Source organism: Bacteroides ovatus, from assembly GCF_001314995.1.
GTDB classification, from domain to species: Bacteria; Bacteroidota; Bacteroidia; order Bacteroidales; family Bacteroidaceae; genus Bacteroides; species Bacteroides ovatus.
In genome coordinates this window covers 5177266-5195727 of record NZ_CP012938.1, presented here as the reverse complement: position 1 = coordinate 5195727, position 18462 = coordinate 5177266, and the positions used below count along the sequence as shown (strand labels likewise).

Below are 18462 nucleotides of genomic sequence, written 5' to 3'. Positions count from 1 at the left end.
AATCAATCATAATTCTTCATTTTCCATAATCACCAGCCCGATTCCTCTTTGGGAAGCAATGAAAGCTCCTCCCAGCACCCGTTTTCCATCATAAAACACAGCTGATTGTCCGGGAGCAATGGCCGAAGCTATTTCAAGGAAACGTATCAACAAACGTCCGTCTTCCAATCTTTTCACCCGGCAGGGAATCGGACGACTCCGATAACGAATCCGTACCGTCAGATTCTCACATCCGAACAATTCCCGTTCATCCACCATTTTATCCTGCTCCGCCAACATGTATTCAGTTTCCAGCTGGTCGGCATTTCCAAGCATCACCGTATTTTTCTGCGGATTGATTTTCAACACATAAGCAGGCTTTCCTAAAGCGATCTCCAATCCTTTTCGTTGCCCAATCGTATAATAAGGTGCTCCTTTATGCTTCCCAAGCTTCACTCCTTCAGAGTTAACAAACCATCCCGGTCCAATTTCACTATCCAGTTCGGGGCACTGCTCACGAAGAAAATCACGGTAATCCCCCTTGATAAAGCAGACTTCCATACTTTCTCCTTCTTTCGACTTTGCTTCATATCCTTTCTCTGCAAGATACTCACGAACCTTCACCTTCGTATAATCTCCCAACGGGAAAATACAACGTTTCAGCACATCCTGCCCCAATCTCCAGAGAAAATACGACTGGTCTTTCTTATCATCGTCTCCGGCTACTATATAAATATTTCCGCTTTTCTCTTCCAATCGTGAATAATGTCCGGTAGCCACCCATGCACAATTCAACTTATCCGCCCACTCCGTCAAAACACGGAACTTAAACAACGGATTACACATCACGCACGGATTCGGTGTACGCCCCTGCTTATATTCGTCTATGAAGTTTTTTACGATGGTTTCTTTAAAAGGAATACGTTCATCTGCTACATAATGTTCGATCCCCATCCGTTCAGCCAACTCCCTGGCATCCTGTGGCTCATCTCCCCATACGCGCATGGTAACCCCTACAATCTCGTATCCTTGTTCCTGCAGCATCAAGCAAGTAGCGGTGCTGTCTATGCCACCACTCATACCTACCAATACTCTCTTATTTCGTTCTTCCATTCGAATTTTGAAAATTTACATGGATACAAATGTACGAGATTTCAAAGAGAAAAGTTGCTTTTCTGAAAGAAAATCCTTATATTTGAAATATACCAAAAGCGAGAACAATTATGGCTAACCCCAGATTACCGGGCATTTCCGAAAACGAGCAAGCCTTATTGTATGCCAAATTGAATGAGTACAACCGAGGCAGAGCCTCTTTTAAAGAGGTAGGAGTCTACCTGGTGGTGTTGCCCCGACCGGGGAAACCAAATTATTCCCTTTGGCTGTACTCTCCCCTGCCCGAAAAGCAATCCATTCTTTATATACATGACCTGTCACCAGACATCAACGAATCCCTGCGGATGGCCAGCACGATGTTTTATTATTCGAAGCGTTGCATCATCCTGGTAGATTACAATGAGAAAAGAATGCAGAGTAATGGTGACGATCTTATCTTCTTCGGAAAATACCGGGGACATTTTCTACATGAAATCCTCAAAATAGATCCCGCCTACCTAAGTTGGGTAGCATACAAATTCATTCCCAAAATACCGAAACAGGAACGTTTCGTCAAAATAGCACAAGCTTATCATTCCATACACCTGGATATAATGATAAGAAAATCGAGGGAGAAGCGTTCATCCAGCCGTTATCTGGGAGAATTAGGAGAAAAGCTGACAGACTTAAAATTAAAAGTCACCCGGGTAAGATTGGAAGATGATCCGTACAAAACAAGAGTGAACGGCACTACCCCACAGTTTTTTGTCAAGCAGGTACTGACTTTGACCGATGCCAGTGGAAATTTAGTCACCATGAGTATTCCATCAAAAAATCCCAGTGCGGTTTCATGCACTCTATCCGGGATAGAACATGAATACCGACTGGGAGATATTATCTACGTTGCATCGGCGAAAGTATCGCGCCGATACGAAAGCTATGGTTCAAAATACACGCGCCTTAGCCATGTGAAGTTCGCAAGTCTCAACGTTTAGTCCAATCGTCTTTGACAAAACTTGCCGGATAAGAGATTTTATCCACCACACCGTCTTTCTGACGAATCCAGGATGTGAATGTACGGGCACCCTCATCCAATACGATGATACGCGCACCATTCGGCAAATGGTTATATTCCGTATTTCCACCGGTAAAGCGTCCATAAGCCAGAAGGATATCTTTCCACATCACTGCATAGTCATTATCGTGGTCGTGTCCTACAAACATACCCATCACATCACCAGCTTCTTTCATCGCTGCAAACATTCCTGTATTCAATTTAGGCGCACAAGCTTCCTCCATACGAGTTCCACGAAGAATTGCATTTTCGCTACGGGCAGCTTCATTGTATTCAGGAAGAGGAATATGGAAAAAAGCAAGAGCCGGCAGAGGCTGTCCGCCGTTTTGCACTTTATAAGCCGCACTCTGTTGACGATACCAATTTATCTGGTCGAATGTAAGCCATGCATACCCCTTCACATCTTTCAAAGGAGAATAAGAGTGAGAATCCATGCAATATAGCAAAGCAGCATCCTTCTTTAGATTGGAAGACGATTTCACTGTCAATACATAATCCGGCGATAAAACTGTTCCGCGATCAGGCAATAAATTGCCGGGAACTTGACGGATGATATCATATAACTGTTCCCGTGTCATTCCCTGTTCATTGTCATGGTTACCAAAAGTGACCACAAAAGGTAGTTTACGTTTAACTACCGGTTCCAGTACCTGCAACATTCCGGAATCCGCCGGAGCAGAATAAACAACATCACCGGTAAATATCACCAAATCCGGACGTTCGTCATCAAGCACCTGATTAATACGTTCCAGAGCTATATCTGAAGCCCGATTTCCATATTTAAAATGCACATCGGTAAATTGCACAATCTTGAATTTACCATCTTTGCTAAATTTCAGTTCACTCTTCTGAGCCATACAAAAAGTCGTTACCAATAAGAAGGCAAGTGTTAAGTAAATTTTAAAAAGACGAATCATAATTATTTGTTTTAGGGGGTTAAGAAATCTTCTCTATCAGCACAGTAGCATAAGCCGATATACCTTCTTCACGACCTGTAAAACCGAGTTTCTCGGTAGTAGTCGCCTTAATGGAAATATCATCCATATCAATCCCCATAACAGTTGCCATCGTCTCCTGCATCAAAGGAATGTGCGCTTTTAACTTCGGGCGTTCGGCACAAATAGTTGCATCGATATTGCCCACTTTATATCCTTTGGTAGCAATCAACTCCACTGTTTTTTTCAGCAGTATCTTGCTATCTATATTCTTAAATTCTCCTGCCGTATCGGGGAAATGATAGCCAATATCACGCATATTCGCCGCCCCCAACAGAGCATCGCAAACAGCATGCAATAATACATCAGCATCCGAATGCCCCAGCAATCCTTTTGTGTGTTCCAAAAGAATGCCACCCAGCCATAACTCACGACCTTCGACCAACTGATGTACGTCGAAACCAAAGCCTACTCTTATCTTCATATTTTATATAACAAATGAGTACTAATGAATAAAAAAAGATCAACGAATATAGAAATCCAGCAGTTTTTCTCCCTCCAGATAACCTTGCAAACGCTGTCCGATACTAACAGGACCTACACCCACAGGAGTCCCAGTAAAGAGCAAGTCACCAATTTTCAAAGTTACAAACTGGCTTACATAAGCGATTATATCATCTATCTTGAAAAGCATATCTGCCGTACAACCGCGCTGCACTTCCTTACCGTCGATCAACAAATGAAAGTCAAGATTCTGAATATCCTTATAGTGCTCCACCGGAACAAAAGTTCCAATAGCAGCCGACGAATCAAAACCTTTGCAAAGCTCCCAGGGATTACCCTGCTCACGGAACTTTCGCTGAAGGTCACGAGCCGTAAAGTCGATCCCTACAGTCACTGCATCATAATAACGGTTAGCAAAGCGGGGAGCTATATTTTTCCCCAATCGATTAATACGAACCACCAGCTCCGTTTCATAATGTATCTCTTTAGAAAAGTCGGGAATGAAAAACGGTTTGCCATCCTTCAGAATAGCAGAATCAGGCTTCATAAAAATCACCGGCTCCGTATTTACTTGTGTATGTCCCAGTTCTTTGTTATGCTGGGCGTAGTTCATTCCTACTGCAATAATCTTCATTATTTCTCGTTAAAATTCAATCGGTTAAACATAACAGCCAAATGAGCATATAGAGACGTATTCTGCACCACTATATTCTCGGGTACACGGATTCGGAAAGGAGTAAAGTTCCATACGGCTTTTATGCCTCCGTCTACCATCTTATCTGTAATTTCCTGAGCAATATTAATAGGTACGGTCAATACACCGATATTTACATCGTATTCTTTCATCTTTGCCTCAAAGTCATCGGAGTGAAAAATAGGAATACCATTCAAGTCTTTTCCCACCAATTCCGGATTCACATCAAAAGCTGCCACAATCTCCAGCCCGAAATGATGCAAACCCGAATCCCGAAGCAAAGCAGCTCCCAAGCTACCTACACCAAACAAGAAGGCTTTGTGCATATTGGTAAATCCAAGAAAACTCTCCAACACTTCAATCAGCGCATCAATGTTATACCCTACTCTCGTGCGCCCGGAGATATTGACGTAGGATAAATCCTTGGCGATTTGAGAAGCGTCAATATTTATTTCTTTAGAGATTTGTGTAGAAGAGACGTACTGTTCTCCTTTTTCTTTCATTAGTTTTATATTAGACAGATACCAGGGAAGTCTGCGCAAGGTAGGCTCCGGCACTTTATCCGCCTCTTTTCGTATAGATGTGCTCATACTTCTTACTAAATTTGGTATTTTGCAAAAGTACAATCTTTTTTGAGACTGACAACCCTATAACAGAAAACCTTAATAGAGATTAAACAAAACAATGAAAAGAGGTTCAAATTTTGCTCTTTTCCATAAGTTTAATACTTTTGAAAAGGATTAAAAATGACGAGTATGAAAAATAATGATTGGAAAGATAGATTAAACGTAGTGTATTCCACGAATCCAGACTTCGGCTATGAAATGGATAATGATGAAGAGCAGGTCACCCTAGACAAAGCCAAACAAAACCTGCGAGTTTCCATTGACAAAAAGAATCGGGGCGGTAAAGTGGTCACATTAATTACCGGATTTATAGGTACGGAAAACGACTTGAAAGAGCTGGGTAAGCTACTGAAAAGCAAATGTGGAGTAGGCGGATCGGCTAAAGACGGAGAGATTATGGTACAAGGAGATTTCAAAACCAAAATCATAGAGCTGCTCATTAAAGAAGGATATGCCAGAACAAAAGGTATAGGAGGTTAAACTAAATAGCATTTTGTAACTAAATATTTTAAAGATATGAGAAAAGTAACATTATTCTGTGCAGTAACGTTATTCTCACTGTTGTCATTTGCACAAGACAACAATGCTGATATCGTCAAGGTAGGCGATAGTATGCCTGCTTTCACCCTTCATTCAACAGTGAACGGTACTGTAAACTCCGAGGACCTGAAAGGGAAAGTTGTATTAATCAATATTTTCGCTACTTGGTGTGGTCCTTGCCAAAGCGAACTGGCTGAAGTTCAAAAAACACTCTGGCCTAAATATAAGGACAACAAAGATTTCTGCATGTTAGTAATCGGACGCGAACATACCGACGATCAATTAACGAAATACAACAAGCGCAAAGGGTTTACATTTCCTCTCTACCCGGACCCGAAACGGGAAGTCACAGGTAAGTTTGCCAGTCAATACATTCCCAGAAGTTACTTAATCGACAAAGAAGGGAAAGTGATATCCGCCACTGTCGGTTATAAAAAAGAAGAAATGGACAAGCTGATGAAGGAAATAGACAAGGCATTGAAATAATCCTCCCCAAGAATGTGCCTCATGTTATACATGGCAGTTTCTTTAGGAATATTCCTTAAATATGAAAAGAAAAGGCAACTAACTCGTTATGAATTAGTTGCCTTTTTTACATCTTCAAATAGAGAGTCTTAATGAATACCTCTATTAAGTTAACGTGTTCCGTTTTTAAGGACACATTATAGAATTTGAATCTGATTGATTATTCAGCTTTCAAAGTGAAACGCTTGAAATCAACAATCTTCAGTTCAGGGTCAGCAGCAGCCAACACTTCTCTTACAGTTTTCTTACCGTCCATGATATCTTCCTGGTTCAATAAGCAAACTTCTTTCAAGAACTTGCCCAGACGACCTTTCGCGATGTTCTGAATCATTTGTTCAGGCAGATGTGCAGCCTTCTCTGCAGAAACAGTAGCAATGATTTCTTTTGCTTTCGCTACATCTTCAGCAGTAATCCATCCTTTAGCCATGTTGCTATCCATGTGTTCTTCGCTGTCCACATGAGCCGGGTTGATGTTAGCTTTCTTCAGAGCAGCCTCTACAGCTTTCTGTACCTGTTCTGCTTTTGTCTTCTCAATAGCAACTTCAATTTCTTTCTGTTTTACTTCTTCAGAAACGCCATCTTCATCAATAGCAATCGGGTTCATGGCAGCAATCTGCATAGCTATTTGCTTAGCCAACTGCTCGTTCACTTCCTTGTTGAAAGCAACAATCGTGCAAAGACCATTTCTGTTCATGTGATTGTAAACAGCAGTGCATACACCTTCTACAGTCATGTAACCATCCAGTTCCATTTTCTCACCTGTGATACCGCTACGGTCAGTCACTGCATCCTGTACAGTACCGTTACCCATCGGCAATGCTTTTACTTCGTCCAAAGTAGCGCATTTATTAGCCACAGCAAGATCAAGAATATCCTGAGTCAGTTTCACGAAATCAGCATTCTGAGCCACAAAGTCAGTTTCACACTTCAAAGCAACGATAACAGCACGGTCACCGGTAGTTTTAGCCAAAACGCAACCTTCAGAAGCTTCACGTTCTGAACGCTTAGCAGCAACAGCTTGTCCTTTCTTACGGATAATTTCCATTGCCTTGTCGAAATCGCCTTCAGCTTCAGTCAACGCGTTTTTGCAATCCATCATACCAGCTCCGGTCATTTTGCGCAGCTTGGTAATATCAGCCATACTTACAGCCATAATAATTTCCTTTATTTAAATGAATAATAATTTTCGAAACAAAAAAATGTGCCAATCTGCCAATCAAGATACAAGCGTATAAATATACTCTTGCACATTAGCAAATTGGCACATTTTATATATTAAGCCTCTTCGTCTTCCTTGATGAAAGCAGCAGCTTTAGCTGCGTTAATAGCTTCTTCGTCAGACTTGTCGAGTCTAGCTTTCACTGATTTCTTCTTGCCTTTGTTAGCAGGAGCTTCACCAGCAGCTTCCATATCGATCTTTTCAGCTTTTCTTTCTTCCAAACCTTCGATCATTGCAGCGCAGCAAGCATCCAAGATAACTTCTACTGATTTAGTAGCGTCATCGTTAGCAGGAATTACGAAATCTACGTTTGAAGGATCAGAGTTAGTATCAACGATACCAAATACAGGGATACCCAGACGGTTAGCTTCGCGAACTGCGATGTTTTCTTTCATTACGTCGATAACGAACAATGCAGACGGCAGACGAGTCAGGTCAGCGATAGATCCCAAAGTCTTGTCTAATTTTGCACGTTGACGAGAAATCTGAAGAACTTCTCTCTTAGAAAGGTTAGAGTAAGTACCATCGTTAGTCAATTTATCGATAGTAGCCATTTTCTTCACAGCCTTACGGATAGTCGGGAAGTTAGTCAACATACCACCCGGCCAGCGTTCGATTACATAAGGCATATTAACAGATTGAGCTTTCTCAGCTACAACTTGTTTAGCTTGTTTTTTAGTAGCAACAAAAAGAACTTTCTTGCCAGATTTGGCAATCTGTTTCAAAGCTTCAGCAGCTTCGTCTACTTTTGCAACTGTTTTGTGGAGGTCAATGATATGAATACCATTGCGTTCCATGAAAATATAAGGAGCCATTGCAGGGTTCCACTTTCTCTTAAGGTGTCCGAAGTGGCAACCAGCCTCCAATAATGTATCAAAATTTGTTCTTGACATCTTGTTTTTTCTTTAAATCGTTTACTTTCTTTTTTGTTTTTTCTAAACCAACCGCTGGGTAGTCTATGAGCAGAGTCCCAGTAGTTTAGATACTAAACATATTCCTCTATCAGGCAGCACATTAACGCTTGCTGAACTGGAATCTTCTACGAGCTTTCGGCTGTCCCGGTTTCTTACGTTCAACAGAACGAGGGTCACGAGTCATGAAGCCTTCTGCACGAAGAGCAGCTTTATCTTCAGCGTTCATCTTAACCAGTGCACGAGCGATTGCCAAACGCAATGCCTGAGACTGACCAGTGAAACCACCACCACACAAATTCACCTTGATGTCATACTTCTCAGCAGCACCCAGCTTGTTCAATGGTTGTTTTACAACATACTGAAGAATAGTTGATGGAAAGTACTCTGCAAGGTCTCTCTTGTTAATAGTAATCTTTCCTGTACCTTCGCTTACGAATATGCGTGCAATAGCACGTTTACGTCTGCCTAATGCATTTACTACTTCCATTATATCTTATTTATATGAATTAATATCAATCATTTTCGGGTTCTGTGCAGCCTGTTTGTGTTCGCTACCAGCGTAAACATACAAGTTGTTCAGCAATTTAGCTCCCAGAATGTTCTTAGGAAGCATGCCCTTCACTACTTTTTTCAGTAATCTCTCTTCACCGTTCGGTTTTGTAATCAAACGGGCAGGAGTCATTTCTCTCTGGCCACCAGGATAACCAGTATATGACAAATATACTCTGTCATTCCATTTGTTACCAGTCAGTTTTACTTTGTCTGCATTGATGATAATAACGTTATCACCGCAGTCTACGTGAGGAGTAAAGTTTGGTTTGTACTTTCCTCTCAGCAATTTTGCAACTTTTGCTCCCAGACGACCTAAAGTCTGGTCTGTAGCGTCAACGATAACCCATTCTTTGGTTACAGTCGCTTTGTTTGCAGAAATGGTCTTGTAACTTAAAGTATCCACTCTAATTTTGTTTTTTAAATGTTACTACTAAAAATTTTCTTCACCACTCATTAGTCTTCCCCGGACAAAGGAATACTAACTTGCTATGAATTAATCTCTTATCATTTTGTGATAATAATCGGCTTGCAAAAGTACGGCTTTTCTTTGAATTGGCAAACTATTTCTTCTTTTTTTTGGATTTATCCGGTTGAGAAACAAGAAAAAACAGGAAGCAAAGAATGTTATATAATCAAGGCGGCTATGCTAATTCAATTCATTTCAAAACTCACGGTTTTGAATTAAATACTACATAGTGAAAAAACATCTATCATAAGTATCATTCATTTTAATAAATTTCTCATTATCAGAAGAATAAGCATGATAGATAGCTTTTAAAAAAGGTATCTATCATACTTTTATTGCAAAAAACAGCTATCTATCATGCCTATACTTTGTCTATTTTAGTGTAGTATTAGGTGAGATTACCCATTTAAAGGCATAAGAATGCACGTTTTATAGGACGACAACCTGTATTTGACAGCTTAATAATCTATTGGGAGCGGTGATGTTTCTATAGCCCACGTATGCAGAGGTAAAATGGCATGATTTTCTCTCTACTATAAAGTTGAAAAAGCGTGTAAGTATCTGCAACTGCAACAAAATGGCTTTAACCTGTTAATAGATAGTCGGTTACAGCGTTGCAGATACCTGTGGCAGATGGTGGCAGATAAGAGGTATCTGCCACACATCCGGTTAGGGGTGTGAAAGCTATCCTTTTAGAGAAAGAAGCCACTGCGTGTTTGGCAATTTCCATACGTGGAAACTACAGTTTCCATACGCGGAAACTCTGGTTTCTACATGCGGAAACTACAGTTTCCTGCCTGGAAACCGGAGTCCTAACGTAAGGAACTGTACTGTACTGGATTTAGTTGACAACTTCGCTTGTTATACCTAAGTTAGTTTACTCAATATTTTTTAAAACCTAAATAAGTTTACTTGTCCCTTTGTAATTCCTGTATAAGTTGTCATTTTAGATATGTTGCAAAATTATGTATCTTCTCTTATAAGTGCAAGACTTCGGGCTGTAAACTTTCATTAAACAACAAAAACTCTTCGCTCGGGGATCGCCCTAGCGGCAACCTTAGATTTGCAGCATCAAAATATTTATCTTTGAATTGATATTGAAAGGAAAGCAAAAGGAAAACCATCAGCGGCAATAGAAGTCAAGTCTAAGTCCCTATTCGGTCCTTTTGCTCCTTCCTTGAACTCAAACCCATATAAGAATTTCAGTAAACCTGTTTAAGGTTATTAGGTCAAGTTCAGGTCCTTTCTTTTTTGTTTAATGTTCAAAAACAAAAGTATGAAAGTTTTTTATTTAGGAGTTGATGTGAGTAAGAAAAAATTGGATTTATGTTTAAGGAGTAACGGTAAGGACATCCTTTATGATGTTATTCCTAATGATCTATCCTCTATTAAATCTTGGTTAACAAGAACGTTTGAGAAATTTTTCCTCTCTGAGGACAGTTTGGTTGTCTGTGCGGAACATACAGGGCAATATACCTATCCTTTGGTCTGTGCAACAAAAAGTATAGGAGTCTACTTATGTTTGGAAGATGCAGCTAAAATAAAATATTGTCATGGAATACCTCGTGGCAAAAATGATAAAATAGATGCCTGCCGAATAGCAATGTATGCAGAAAGATATAATGATTGCCTACAACCGTATACCGCATCAGAGCTTATAATACAAAAACTCAAAAACTTATCAACAGAACGCAGTATGCTTGTTGCAGATAGGGCTAAATATCAATCCCAGCTAAAAGATCAGGTAGACTATATGGAACACTCAATATATATTGCTAAATGCAATAGAGTTGAAGGGATTATCAATACATTTACGGATTACATAGCACAAATAGACCTTGAAATAAAAGAACTTATAAATCAGGCACCTGTCATTGCTCATCAAATGGATTTACTCATGTCTGTGGATGGAGTTGGGGAACGTGTTGCACTGAAGATGATCATGGAAACAGATGCTTTCACTTCTTTTACTGATCCCAGGAAGTTTTGCTGTCATGCAGGAGTTGTTCCGTTCGTCTATGTGTCAGGAAGTAGCCAACGTTCTAAAAATAGAGTATCTAATAGGGCTGACAAGAGCATCAAGCATTTGCTACATATGGCGGCACTATCTGTTTCACAAGTGAAAAATAGTCCATTGAAGAAATATTATGACAGAAAGGTCGAAGAGGGAAAAAATAAGATGTCGGTTCTGAATGCAGTTAGAGCGAAATTAGTTACGATTATGTTCGCTGTAATTAGGACGGATGCTTTTTTTTCGAGAAATTATCAAAATTCGCTTGCGTAATCCATAAGAATAGGGGCGGGAGCACCCGTCCCGACGAGCGGGACTTCAGCTACCTTTCCACTGCATTTACGAATATATTCCATCGGAGTTCTCATTTGTATGCCTTGATGCGGTCTAACATAATTGTATGCATATATGGCATCGGCTATACGTTTATCCAATTGTTCAAAGCTGTCATCTGTACAGTCAAAAAGCCACCCATTCTTGATCGTGTTATTCATCCGTTCAGCCAGAGCATTATGTAGCGGATCCCCACACTGAGTCATACTGATATTAATATGATGTTTCTTGAGCATACCTACATACAGGTTTGAGCAGTATTGCACTCCCCGGTCAGAATGGTGTATCAGATTATTCAAATCAACATTGTATCTGTTATAAAAGTCCATAGCCATCCTAAGTGCCTTTAAAGGACCTTCCGCTTCGAGTGTTTTGCACAGGGCATATCCGACTATGGCCCGACTGCCCGCATCGGTAAGAAGGGACAGGTAAGCCCATCCCTGGCACGTGGCAACATAGGTTATATCCGCTACAACCATTGAACCGAATGTGTCAGTTACAAATTTAGGCGTGACATTCAGCAGGTCTGGATAAATGTAATAATTATGATTAGAATTTGTAGTCTTTGGCCTCACACGTCTGACACGTTGACAAAGGCCATTGGCACGAAAAATATTATAGCATTGATCACGTCCAATGACCATCCTGACACCAAACTTGCGAAGGCAGCATGCATAGAGTTCACGCATACCAGCCTTGGGCATAAGTTTACGTAACTCATTACAATACAACACAATGCTTGATGTGAGGATGTCTATTTCCATTTTTCTGTTGACATGCTTATAATAACCTTGTCTGGTTATGCCGAAGTAATCACAGAGGAACTGCAGACTGCCGCGCATATGACGGGCACAGTTCCCCTGTGACAAGGTGTACTGTACTGGATTTAGTTGACAACTTCGCTTGTTATACCTAAGTTAGTTTACTCAATATTTTTTAAAACCTAAATAAGTTTACTTGTCCCTTTGTAATTCCTGTATAAGTTGTCATTTTAGATATGTTGCAAAATTATGTATCTTCTCTTATAAGTGCAAGACTTCGGGCTGTAAACTTTCATTAAACAACAAAAACTCTTCGCTCGGGGATCGCCCTAGCGGCAACCTTAGATTTGCAGCATCAAAATATTTATCTTTGAATTGATATTGAAAGGAAAGCAAAAGGAAAACCATCAGCGGCAATAGAAGTCAAGTCTAAGTCCCTATTCGGTCCTTTTGCTCCTTCCTTGAACTCAAACCCATATAAGAATTTCAGTAAACCTGTTTAAGGTTATTAGGTCAAGTTCAGGTCCTTTCTTTTTTGTTTAATGTTCAAAAACAAAAGTATGAAAGTTTTTTATTTAGGAGTTGATGTGAGTAAGAAAAAATTGGATTTATGTTTAAGGAGTAACGGTAAGGACATCCTTTATGATGTTATTCCTAATGATCTATCCTCTATTAAATCTTGGTTAACAAGAACGTTTGAGAAATTTTTCCTCTCTGAGGACAGTTTGGTTGTCTGTGCGGAACATACAGGGCAATATACCTATCCTTTGGTCTGTGCAACAAAAAGTATAGGAGTCTACTTATGTTTGGAAGATGCAGCTAAAATAAAATATTGTCATGGAATACCTCGTGGCAAAAATGATAAAATAGATGCCTGCCGAATAGCAATGTATGCAGAAAGATATAATGATTGCCTACAACCGTATACCGCATCAGAGCTTATAATACAAAAACTCAAAAACTTATCAACAGAACGCAGTATGCTTGTTGCAGATAGGGCTAAATATCAATCCCAGCTAAAAGATCAGGTAGACTATATGGAACACTCAATATATATTGCTAAATGCAATAGAGTTGAAGGGATTATCAATACATTTACGGATTACATAGCACAAATAGACCTTGAAATAAAAGAACTTATAAATCAGGCACCTGTCATTGCTCATCAAATGGATTTACTCATGTCTGTGGATGGAGTTGGGGAACGTGTTGCACTGAAGATGATCATGGAAACAGATGCTTTCACTTCTTTTACTGATCCCAGGAAGTTTTGCTGTCATGCAGGAGTTGTTCCGTTCGTCTATGTGTCAGGAAGTAGCCAACGTTCTAAAAATAGAGTATCTAATAGGGCTGACAAGAGCATCAAGCATTTGCTACATATGGCGGCACTATCTGTTTCACAAGTGAAAAATAGTCCATTGAAGAAATATTATGACAGAAAGGTCGAAGAGGGAAAAAATAAGATGTCGGTTCTGAATGCAGTTAGAGCGAAATTAGTTACGATTATGTTCGCTGTAATTAGGACGGATGCTTTTTTTTCGAGAAATTATCAAAATTCGCTTGCGTAATCCATAAGAATAGGGGCGGGAGCACCCGTCCCGACGAGCGGGACTTCAGCTACCTTTCCACTGCATTTACGAATATATTCCATCGGAGTTCTCATTTGTATGCCTTGATGCGGTCTAACATAATTGTATGCATATATGGCATCGGCTATACGTTTATCCAATTGTTCAAAGCTGTCATCTGTACAGTCAAAAAGCCACCCATTCTTGATCGTGTTATTCATCCGTTCAGCCAGAGCATTATGTAGCGGATCCCCACACTGAGTCATACTGATATTAATATGATGTTTCTTGAGCATACCTACATACAGGTTTGAGCAGTATTGCACTCCCCGGTCAGAATGGTGTATCAGATTATTCAAATCAACATTGTATCTGTTATAAAAGTCCATAGCCATCCTAAGTGCCTTTAAAGGACCTTCCGCTTCGAGTGTTTTGCACAGGGCATATCCGACTATGGCCCGACTGCCCGCATCGGTAAGAAGGGACAGGTAAGCCCATCCCTGGCACGTGGCAACATAGGTTATATCCGCTACAACCATTGAACCGAATGTGTCAGTTACAAATTTAGGCGTGACATTCAGCAGGTCTGGATAAATGTAATAATTATGATTAGAATTTGTAGTCTTTGGCCTCACACGTCTGACACGTTGACAAAGGCCATTGGCACGAAAAATATTATAGCATTGATCACGTCCAATGACCATCCTGACACCAAACTTGCGAAGGCAGCATGCATAGAGTTCACGCATACCAGCCTTGGGCATAAGTTTACGTAACTCATTACAATACAACACAATGCTTGATGTGAGGATGTCTATTTCCATTTTTCTGTTGACATGCTTATAATAACCTTGTCTGGTTATGCCGAAGTAATCACAGAGGAACTGCAGACTGCCGCGCATATGACGGGCACAGTTCCCCTGTGACAAGGTGTCGATTACTTGGCATCGGAGTTTTTTCGAACCTTGATGTGATAGGTTGACTCCGCAAGATTAATCAATTCCTCACAAGCTTCATGACGAAGACTTTCCTCCTGAAGGGCACGCTGAAGTTTGCGGTTTTCGGCACGCAATGCAGCGAGTTCTTTCTCCAGTTCATTGAGAGACTCATCAGAGTCTTTTCTTAAAGAGGGTTGTTCTGTACTCATAACTTTATCATTTATATGATACTTATCAAGCCAAAGAATCAGCAAACGACGGCAAATACCCGTACGCTTGGCAAACTGAGACTTCGTTTCGGAAGTCGATAAATACTCACGAATATAAGACATTCGTTCAGATTCTGTGTAAGGAGTGTACTTCTTTTTTAATTCTTCCATGTGAATTTCGAATTTGAGAAGTGTCAACTTATTCAGTACACTACAAACTGCCCTTTCATATATCGGACTAAATTAAATGTCCTGCCCCCCAATATTTGTTGTTTACACAGTGTGGCAGATAAAGGGTATCTGCCACCATCTGCCACAGGATCTGCAACGATGTAACCGGCTATTTATTAACAGGTTAAAGCCATTTTGTTGCAGTTGCAGATACCGACACGCTTTTTCAACTTTATAGTAGAGAGAAAATCGCATTATTTTGCTCATTTCCGTACCGTTATGAACCAACTCCAGCTAATGATCTTATTAGCTACTTTTAAGTAATCACTTCCCTATTAATATGTATTTCATTACCTAATGAGTTTTCGTTTGACAACTGTCGAACGATAGTTTAACTATAGTCAAGCGTTCGTTTAACTTAAGTCAAACGAAAACTCGTTAGGCAATTGAAGAAATAATATAAGTAAGTGGAAGAAATAAAAACTGCATATTGACGGGTTATTGTTAGTGATAGCATCTTTGGCTTATTTCTGGTACGCAGTTGAGTAAGTAACTCTCCTAATCAGCTGTCAAGCCAATTAAATTACCCCATTAAAATACAGAGATGAATTTAGCTGACAAATTAAAGATATGAGAATATTTCAAAAAGAATATTCGGTCAATATAGATGTGCGTTAGTCTATGGATTATCAAGTAAAAATTTGCCAAAAAGCAGAAAAAACATACTACATGGAAGAAATTCCCCCCAAATACCCAAAGAAAGTATTATAATATAAAAAAATAAATTACCTTTGTATGGTAGCGGTTTATAATAAAAAAAATAAATCAAACTATTTACAACAAACAAACTATAAGCACATGAAAAATAGACTATTACATCTCCTTGGAAAAGTATTATTACTATCCCTGTTGACAACTGCTTGCCACAAAGAGACAGCCCAACCCGACCCAGCACCAGACAAACTAAATTATGAACTTTACGAGAATGTTTGTACTGATTTGAGTACCTATGTTAAGACCTACGAAGAGAAAGAGTATGATGCCCTGATCCGCTATGCAGAAGCGATTCCAGGCGTGGACTCGACACAAGTCATCGACAGCATCCTTTATGTCTACACTCAAGGCGGTTACGAGTGGTTCTATGACATGTATGGCTTGTCTGTAGCCGCACCAGCTGATTATTCTATTGACCCAGCGCAATTACAAGCCGAACTAGACTCTCTACGTATCGCCTGGGGGGATTCGATAGTTACAGAAGAAAACTCTTCCGCTCCTGTTTCACCCGATAAGGCTTCCGATAATCTCTCACGATCAATAACCAGCAATAGCGTCGGAAGTTCCGATGTAATCCTAAAACGCAAAAACATCCTCTATTGGGATCCTTGGCCAGATTACGATGGCAAAAAGATTCATCTTTTTTCTGAATTATTACACTCGTGTGAAAAGAAATTCGGAATAACATGTACTATAAAAACTGAAGCCACTCCAGAAGTTATTCGAAGTTTTGGTAATTACGATTTAGTGTTAATCCGGACTCATGGAACCAAGGCAACTAATGGCCCCAATGGCTTATCCGCAGAGAACGGCCTTTTATCAGTTCCTATTTCTAGTAATGCATTTCAGGATTTCCTATCGAAGAGACAAGCATCGTTTGGAGTGATACAGTATACATACGATGGGGAGTATATTGGTGCAAAAAAAGAAGGCATTGGTTTAAGCAAAGCGGTTTTTGACAATTTATTGCCTGATCTAGGTAACACCATTATTTGGACATGCATGTGCCACTCAACACACTCAGGTTTTTTCGAAGCAACTATGGATAAAAATGTACCGGTATTTTTTGGCGCAAATCAATTATGCGACATAACAGGTCCCTATGAGTGTCTGAAAAGGTTTCTACCCAAGTTTTATCTAGGAGCTAGTGCACGGGATGCGTTTAATGGAGAGGCAGATTACAGAGCATCAAGATACAAATCTTACGTATATGATTATCCGAAAGGCAGTCTACTAGGCTATAGTTTTTCGGGTTATGGAACTAGAAACGACCGCATTTATTGTTGGGGAGTAAAACCAAAATCATGGTCTGACCATTTGAATGATTTTATCGACTGTGTTAAAGCTTATTTCAGAGCACCTGTTGAAAAAATAACCAACAAGGATTACGAAACCGGAATCTATCTGATGAATACCGAAACAAATGAAGCCGATTACATCGCATTTACTGAAAACAACACAACAATATCTGATTATAAGGAATATGACAAGATGGTCGCTTCGGGGACACTGAACATAGCCGTACCGACATTAAAACCGAAGAGCAGTTATAAATATTGGACTTATCTCAAAGACGACGACGGAATTACTTTGTCGGACAACTTCTGCACGTTCACCACACCCAGCAACAATTTTATCCAAATGCAATACCAAGTTGTAGCTAAAGAATTAACAAGAATTTGCACATCAGCCGACGCATTTTTAGGCGATTCAAAATTCAAGATCATAGGTGTGGATTACGGAGAAGGAACAGGTCTGGAGAAATTCGAGATATCACACTGGTTCAAGACTAGCGGTTTGCATACAGTCAGAATCTATTATGATGGACAAATGACTGGTTTTAGAGATTTTGGGAGTGACGACTACCCGCTAAGCCCATTTTATGAGTGTTCAGCTTTGGCCTCCATCACAATTCCGAAAGGAGTGACAACGATAGGTGAAGGAGCTTTTTATTACTGTCATAACTTGAACTCTATCACGATTCCAAATAGTGTAACCCGGATCGGGAAACGCGCATTTCAGAAGTGCCATGCCTTGTCCTCTATTACTATTCCAGAAAATGTAACAAAGATAGAAGGACAGACATTCGAAAATTGTACTGCTTTGATTTCCATCACGATTCCGAGAAACGTAACAGAAATAGGGGGTTTTGCATTCTACAGTTGTAAAGCTTTGACTTCCGTTACCATACAGGAAGGAGTGACGCGAATAGGAGCAATGGCATTTGGTGATTGTCGTGCATTGACCTCCGTTACAATTCCCCAAAGCGTGATGGAAATTGGACAATGGGCATTCAGTAACGACCAACTGACTGTGAAATGTTTACCAACATCACCTCCTTCTCCTTCTTCACCAGCTCCATTCACACTAAAGAAACTCTATGTACCGGCCAGTTCCGTTGACTCATATAAAAAAGCTTGGGAAGGCGCTTATAAAGATATAATCTTCCCCTTATAACAAAACGATTAACCCAGTCCACTTTAAAAGGATTTCTAAACATCAGTGAAGCAGTGACTTAGACAAGGAAAGCATAAGATTAAAATAATTCCAATAATATTGGCACAGATTTTAATTGC

19 protein-coding genes are annotated in these 18462 nt (G+C 40.0%); 6 read left to right on the top strand and 13 right to left on the bottom strand.

Annotated features, from left to right (window positions below; all coding sequences use genetic code 11):
- Positions 1–6: 6 nt before the first annotated feature.
- Positions 7–1092, bottom strand: a complete 1086-nt coding sequence (mnmA, locus tag Bovatus_RS19575; RefSeq protein ID WP_004297213.1) for a tRNA 2-thiouridine(34) synthase MnmA — start codon at positions 1090–1092, stop codon at positions 7–9.
- A gap of 110 nt (positions 1093–1202) precedes the next feature.
- Here mnmA and Bovatus_RS19570 point away from each other — a divergent pair, with 110 nt between their 5' ends.
- The gene (locus Bovatus_RS19570) at positions 1203–2066 is read left to right on the top strand and encodes an exodeoxyribonuclease X C-terminal domain-containing protein (protein WP_004297212.1); all 864 of its coding nucleotides are present in this window, start codon (positions 1203–1205) and stop codon (positions 2064–2066) included.
- Here Bovatus_RS19570 and Bovatus_RS19565 read toward each other — a convergent pair.
- From Bovatus_RS19565 to Bovatus_RS19550, 4 genes are read right to left on the bottom strand one after another with little or no spacing between them, the layout of a single operon-like run.
- Positions 2056–3063 carry a metallophosphoesterase family protein gene (locus Bovatus_RS19565; RefSeq protein ID WP_004297211.1) on the bottom strand — a complete coding sequence of 336 codons (1008 nt, stop codon included), beginning with the start codon at positions 3061–3063 and terminating at the stop codon, positions 2056–2058. The genes Bovatus_RS19570 and Bovatus_RS19565 overlap by 11 nt on opposite strands.
- 19 nt (positions 3064–3082) lie before the next feature.
- The gene (gene ispF, locus Bovatus_RS19560) at positions 3083–3565 is read right to left on the bottom strand and encodes a 2-C-methyl-D-erythritol 2,4-cyclodiphosphate synthase (protein WP_004297210.1); all 483 of its coding nucleotides are present in this window, start codon (positions 3563–3565) and stop codon (positions 3083–3085) included.
- Between the two features lie 39 nt (positions 3566–3604).
- On the bottom strand, positions 3605–4219 hold the full coding sequence (locus tag Bovatus_RS19555; RefSeq protein ID WP_004297209.1) for a fumarylacetoacetate hydrolase family protein: 615 nt from the start codon (positions 4217–4219) through the stop codon (positions 3605–3607).
- Complete coding sequence (locus tag Bovatus_RS19550) at positions 4219–4869, bottom strand: redox-sensing transcriptional repressor Rex (RefSeq protein ID WP_004297208.1); 651 nt, start codon at positions 4867–4869, stop codon at positions 4219–4221. The genes Bovatus_RS19555 and Bovatus_RS19550 overlap by 1 nt, the downstream gene beginning before the upstream one ends.
- Before the next feature lie 165 nt (positions 4870–5034).
- On the opposite strand from Bovatus_RS19550, the gene Bovatus_RS19545 reads away from it, so the two are divergent.
- A complete protein-coding gene (locus Bovatus_RS19545; RefSeq protein ID WP_004323576.1) occupies positions 5035–5385 on the top strand; it encodes a translation initiation factor in 351 nt (116 codons plus the stop codon).
- A 36-nt stretch (positions 5386–5421) separates the two neighbouring features.
- Positions 5422–5931, top strand: coding sequence for a TlpA family protein disulfide reductase (locus Bovatus_RS19540; protein WP_004297206.1), 510 nt, complete (start codon positions 5422–5424; stop codon positions 5929–5931).
- Positions 5932–6130: 199 nt separating this feature from the next.
- On the opposite strand, the gene tsf is transcribed toward Bovatus_RS19540, so the two are convergent.
- From tsf to Bovatus_RS25545, 5 genes are all read right to left on the bottom strand, one after another.
- On the bottom strand, positions 6131–7123 hold the full coding sequence (gene tsf, locus Bovatus_RS19535) for a translation elongation factor Ts (RefSeq protein ID WP_004297205.1): 993 nt from the start codon (positions 7121–7123) through the stop codon (positions 6131–6133).
- 122 nt (positions 7124–7245) lie between these two features.
- A complete protein-coding gene (gene rpsB / locus Bovatus_RS19530) occupies positions 7246–8082 on the bottom strand; it encodes a 30S ribosomal protein S2 (RefSeq protein ID WP_004297204.1) in 837 nt (278 codons plus the stop codon).
- 121 nt (positions 8083–8203) lie between these two features.
- On the bottom strand, positions 8204–8590 hold the full coding sequence (gene rpsI, locus Bovatus_RS19525; RefSeq protein WP_004297203.1) for a 30S ribosomal protein S9: 387 nt from the start codon (positions 8588–8590) through the stop codon (positions 8204–8206).
- Positions 8591–8596: 6 nt separating this feature from the next.
- The gene (gene rplM / locus Bovatus_RS19520) at positions 8597–9058 is read right to left on the bottom strand and encodes a 50S ribosomal protein L13 (RefSeq protein ID WP_004297202.1); all 462 of its coding nucleotides are present in this window, start codon (positions 9056–9058) and stop codon (positions 8597–8599) included.
- A gap of 646 nt (positions 9059–9704) precedes the next feature.
- Positions 9705–9851, bottom strand: a complete 147-nt coding sequence (locus Bovatus_RS25545; protein ID WP_004297200.1) for a hypothetical protein — start codon at positions 9849–9851, stop codon at positions 9705–9707.
- A gap of 546 nt (positions 9852–10397) precedes the next feature.
- Here Bovatus_RS25545 and Bovatus_RS19515 point away from each other — a divergent pair.
- On the top strand, positions 10398–11405 hold the full coding sequence (locus Bovatus_RS19515; protein ID WP_004307071.1) for an IS110 family RNA-guided transposase: 1008 nt from the start codon (positions 10398–10400) through the stop codon (positions 11403–11405).
- Here the strand turns inward: Bovatus_RS19515 and Bovatus_RS19510 are convergent.
- Positions 11387–12307 (bottom strand): IS3 family transposase, encoded by a 921-nt coding sequence (locus Bovatus_RS19510; RefSeq protein ID WP_004297198.1) that lies wholly within the window; start codon positions 12305–12307, stop codon positions 11387–11389. The genes Bovatus_RS19515 and Bovatus_RS19510 overlap by 19 nt on opposite strands.
- A gap of 479 nt (positions 12308–12786) precedes the next feature.
- Between Bovatus_RS19510 and Bovatus_RS19505 the strand changes: the two genes are divergently transcribed.
- On the top strand, positions 12787–13794 hold the full coding sequence (locus tag Bovatus_RS19505; protein WP_004307071.1) for an IS110 family RNA-guided transposase: 1008 nt from the start codon (positions 12787–12789) through the stop codon (positions 13792–13794).
- On the opposite strand, the gene Bovatus_RS19500 is transcribed toward Bovatus_RS19505, so the two are convergent.
- A complete protein-coding gene (locus Bovatus_RS19500) occupies positions 13776–14696 on the bottom strand; it encodes an IS3 family transposase (protein ID WP_004297198.1) in 921 nt (306 codons plus the stop codon). The genes Bovatus_RS19505 and Bovatus_RS19500 overlap by 19 nt on opposite strands.
- Positions 14697–14731: 35 nt before the next feature.
- Positions 14732–15112 (bottom strand): transposase, encoded by a 381-nt coding sequence (locus Bovatus_RS19495; protein WP_004323573.1) that lies wholly within the window; start codon positions 15110–15112, stop codon positions 14732–14734.
- A 795-nt stretch (positions 15113–15907) separates the two neighbouring features.
- Between Bovatus_RS19495 and Bovatus_RS19490 the strand changes: the two genes are divergently transcribed.
- Positions 15908–18343 (top strand): leucine-rich repeat domain-containing protein, encoded by a 2436-nt coding sequence (locus Bovatus_RS19490; RefSeq protein WP_004297194.1) that lies wholly within the window; start codon positions 15908–15910, stop codon positions 18341–18343.
- Positions 18344–18462: the final 119 nt, after the last annotated feature.

What these genes read in the sequence shown, in the direction of transcription:
- mnmA (WP_004297213.1), bottom strand. Translation starts at nt 1,092, where the DNA reads ATGGAAGAACGAAATAAGAGAGTATTGGTAGGTATGAGTGGTGGCATA.
- Bovatus_RS19570 (WP_004297212.1), top strand. Translation starts at nt 1,203, where the DNA reads ATGGCTAACCCCAGATTACCGGGCATTTCCGAAAACGAGCAAGCCTTA.
- Bovatus_RS19565 (WP_004297211.1), bottom strand. Translation starts at nt 3,063, where the DNA reads ATGATTCGTCTTTTTAAAATTTACTTAACACTTGCCTTCTTATTGGTA.
- ispF (WP_004297210.1), bottom strand. Translation starts at nt 3,565, where the DNA reads ATGAAGATAAGAGTAGGCTTTGGTTTCGACGTACATCAGTTGGTCGAA.
- Bovatus_RS19555 (WP_004297209.1), bottom strand. Translation starts at nt 4,219, where the DNA reads ATGAAGATTATTGCAGTAGGAATGAACTACGCCCAGCATAACAAAGAA.
- Bovatus_RS19550 (WP_004297208.1), bottom strand. Translation starts at nt 4,869, where the DNA reads ATGAGCACATCTATACGAAAAGAGGCGGATAAAGTGCCGGAGCCTACC.
- Bovatus_RS19545 (WP_004323576.1), top strand. Translation starts at nt 5,035, where the DNA reads ATGAAAAATAATGATTGGAAAGATAGATTAAACGTAGTGTATTCCACG.
- Bovatus_RS19540 (WP_004297206.1), top strand. Translation starts at nt 5,422, where the DNA reads ATGAGAAAAGTAACATTATTCTGTGCAGTAACGTTATTCTCACTGTTG.
- tsf (WP_004297205.1), bottom strand. Translation starts at nt 7,123, where the DNA reads ATGGCTGTAAGTATGGCTGATATTACCAAGCTGCGCAAAATGACCGGA.
- rpsB (WP_004297204.1), bottom strand. Translation starts at nt 8,082, where the DNA reads ATGTCAAGAACAAATTTTGATACATTATTGGAGGCTGGTTGCCACTTC.
- rpsI (WP_004297203.1), bottom strand. Translation starts at nt 8,590, where the DNA reads ATGGAAGTAGTAAATGCATTAGGCAGACGTAAACGTGCTATTGCACGC.
- Bovatus_RS25545 (WP_004297200.1), bottom strand. Translation starts at nt 9,851, where the DNA reads ATGGAAATTGCCAAACACGCAGTGGCTTCTTTCTCTAAAAGGATAGCT.
- Bovatus_RS19515 (WP_004307071.1), top strand. Translation starts at nt 10,398, where the DNA reads ATGAAAGTTTTTTATTTAGGAGTTGATGTGAGTAAGAAAAAATTGGAT.
- Bovatus_RS19510 (WP_004297198.1), bottom strand. Translation starts at nt 12,307, where the DNA reads ATGCGCGGCAGTCTGCAGTTCCTCTGTGATTACTTCGGCATAACCAGA.
- Bovatus_RS19505 (WP_004307071.1), top strand. Translation starts at nt 12,787, where the DNA reads ATGAAAGTTTTTTATTTAGGAGTTGATGTGAGTAAGAAAAAATTGGAT.
- Bovatus_RS19500 (WP_004297198.1), bottom strand. Translation starts at nt 14,696, where the DNA reads ATGCGCGGCAGTCTGCAGTTCCTCTGTGATTACTTCGGCATAACCAGA.
- Bovatus_RS19495 (WP_004323573.1), bottom strand. Translation starts at nt 15,112, where the DNA reads ATGGAAGAATTAAAAAAGAAGTACACTCCTTACACAGAATCTGAACGA.
- Bovatus_RS19490 (WP_004297194.1), top strand. Translation starts at nt 15,908, where the DNA reads ATGGTAGCGGTTTATAATAAAAAAAATAAATCAAACTATTTACAACAA.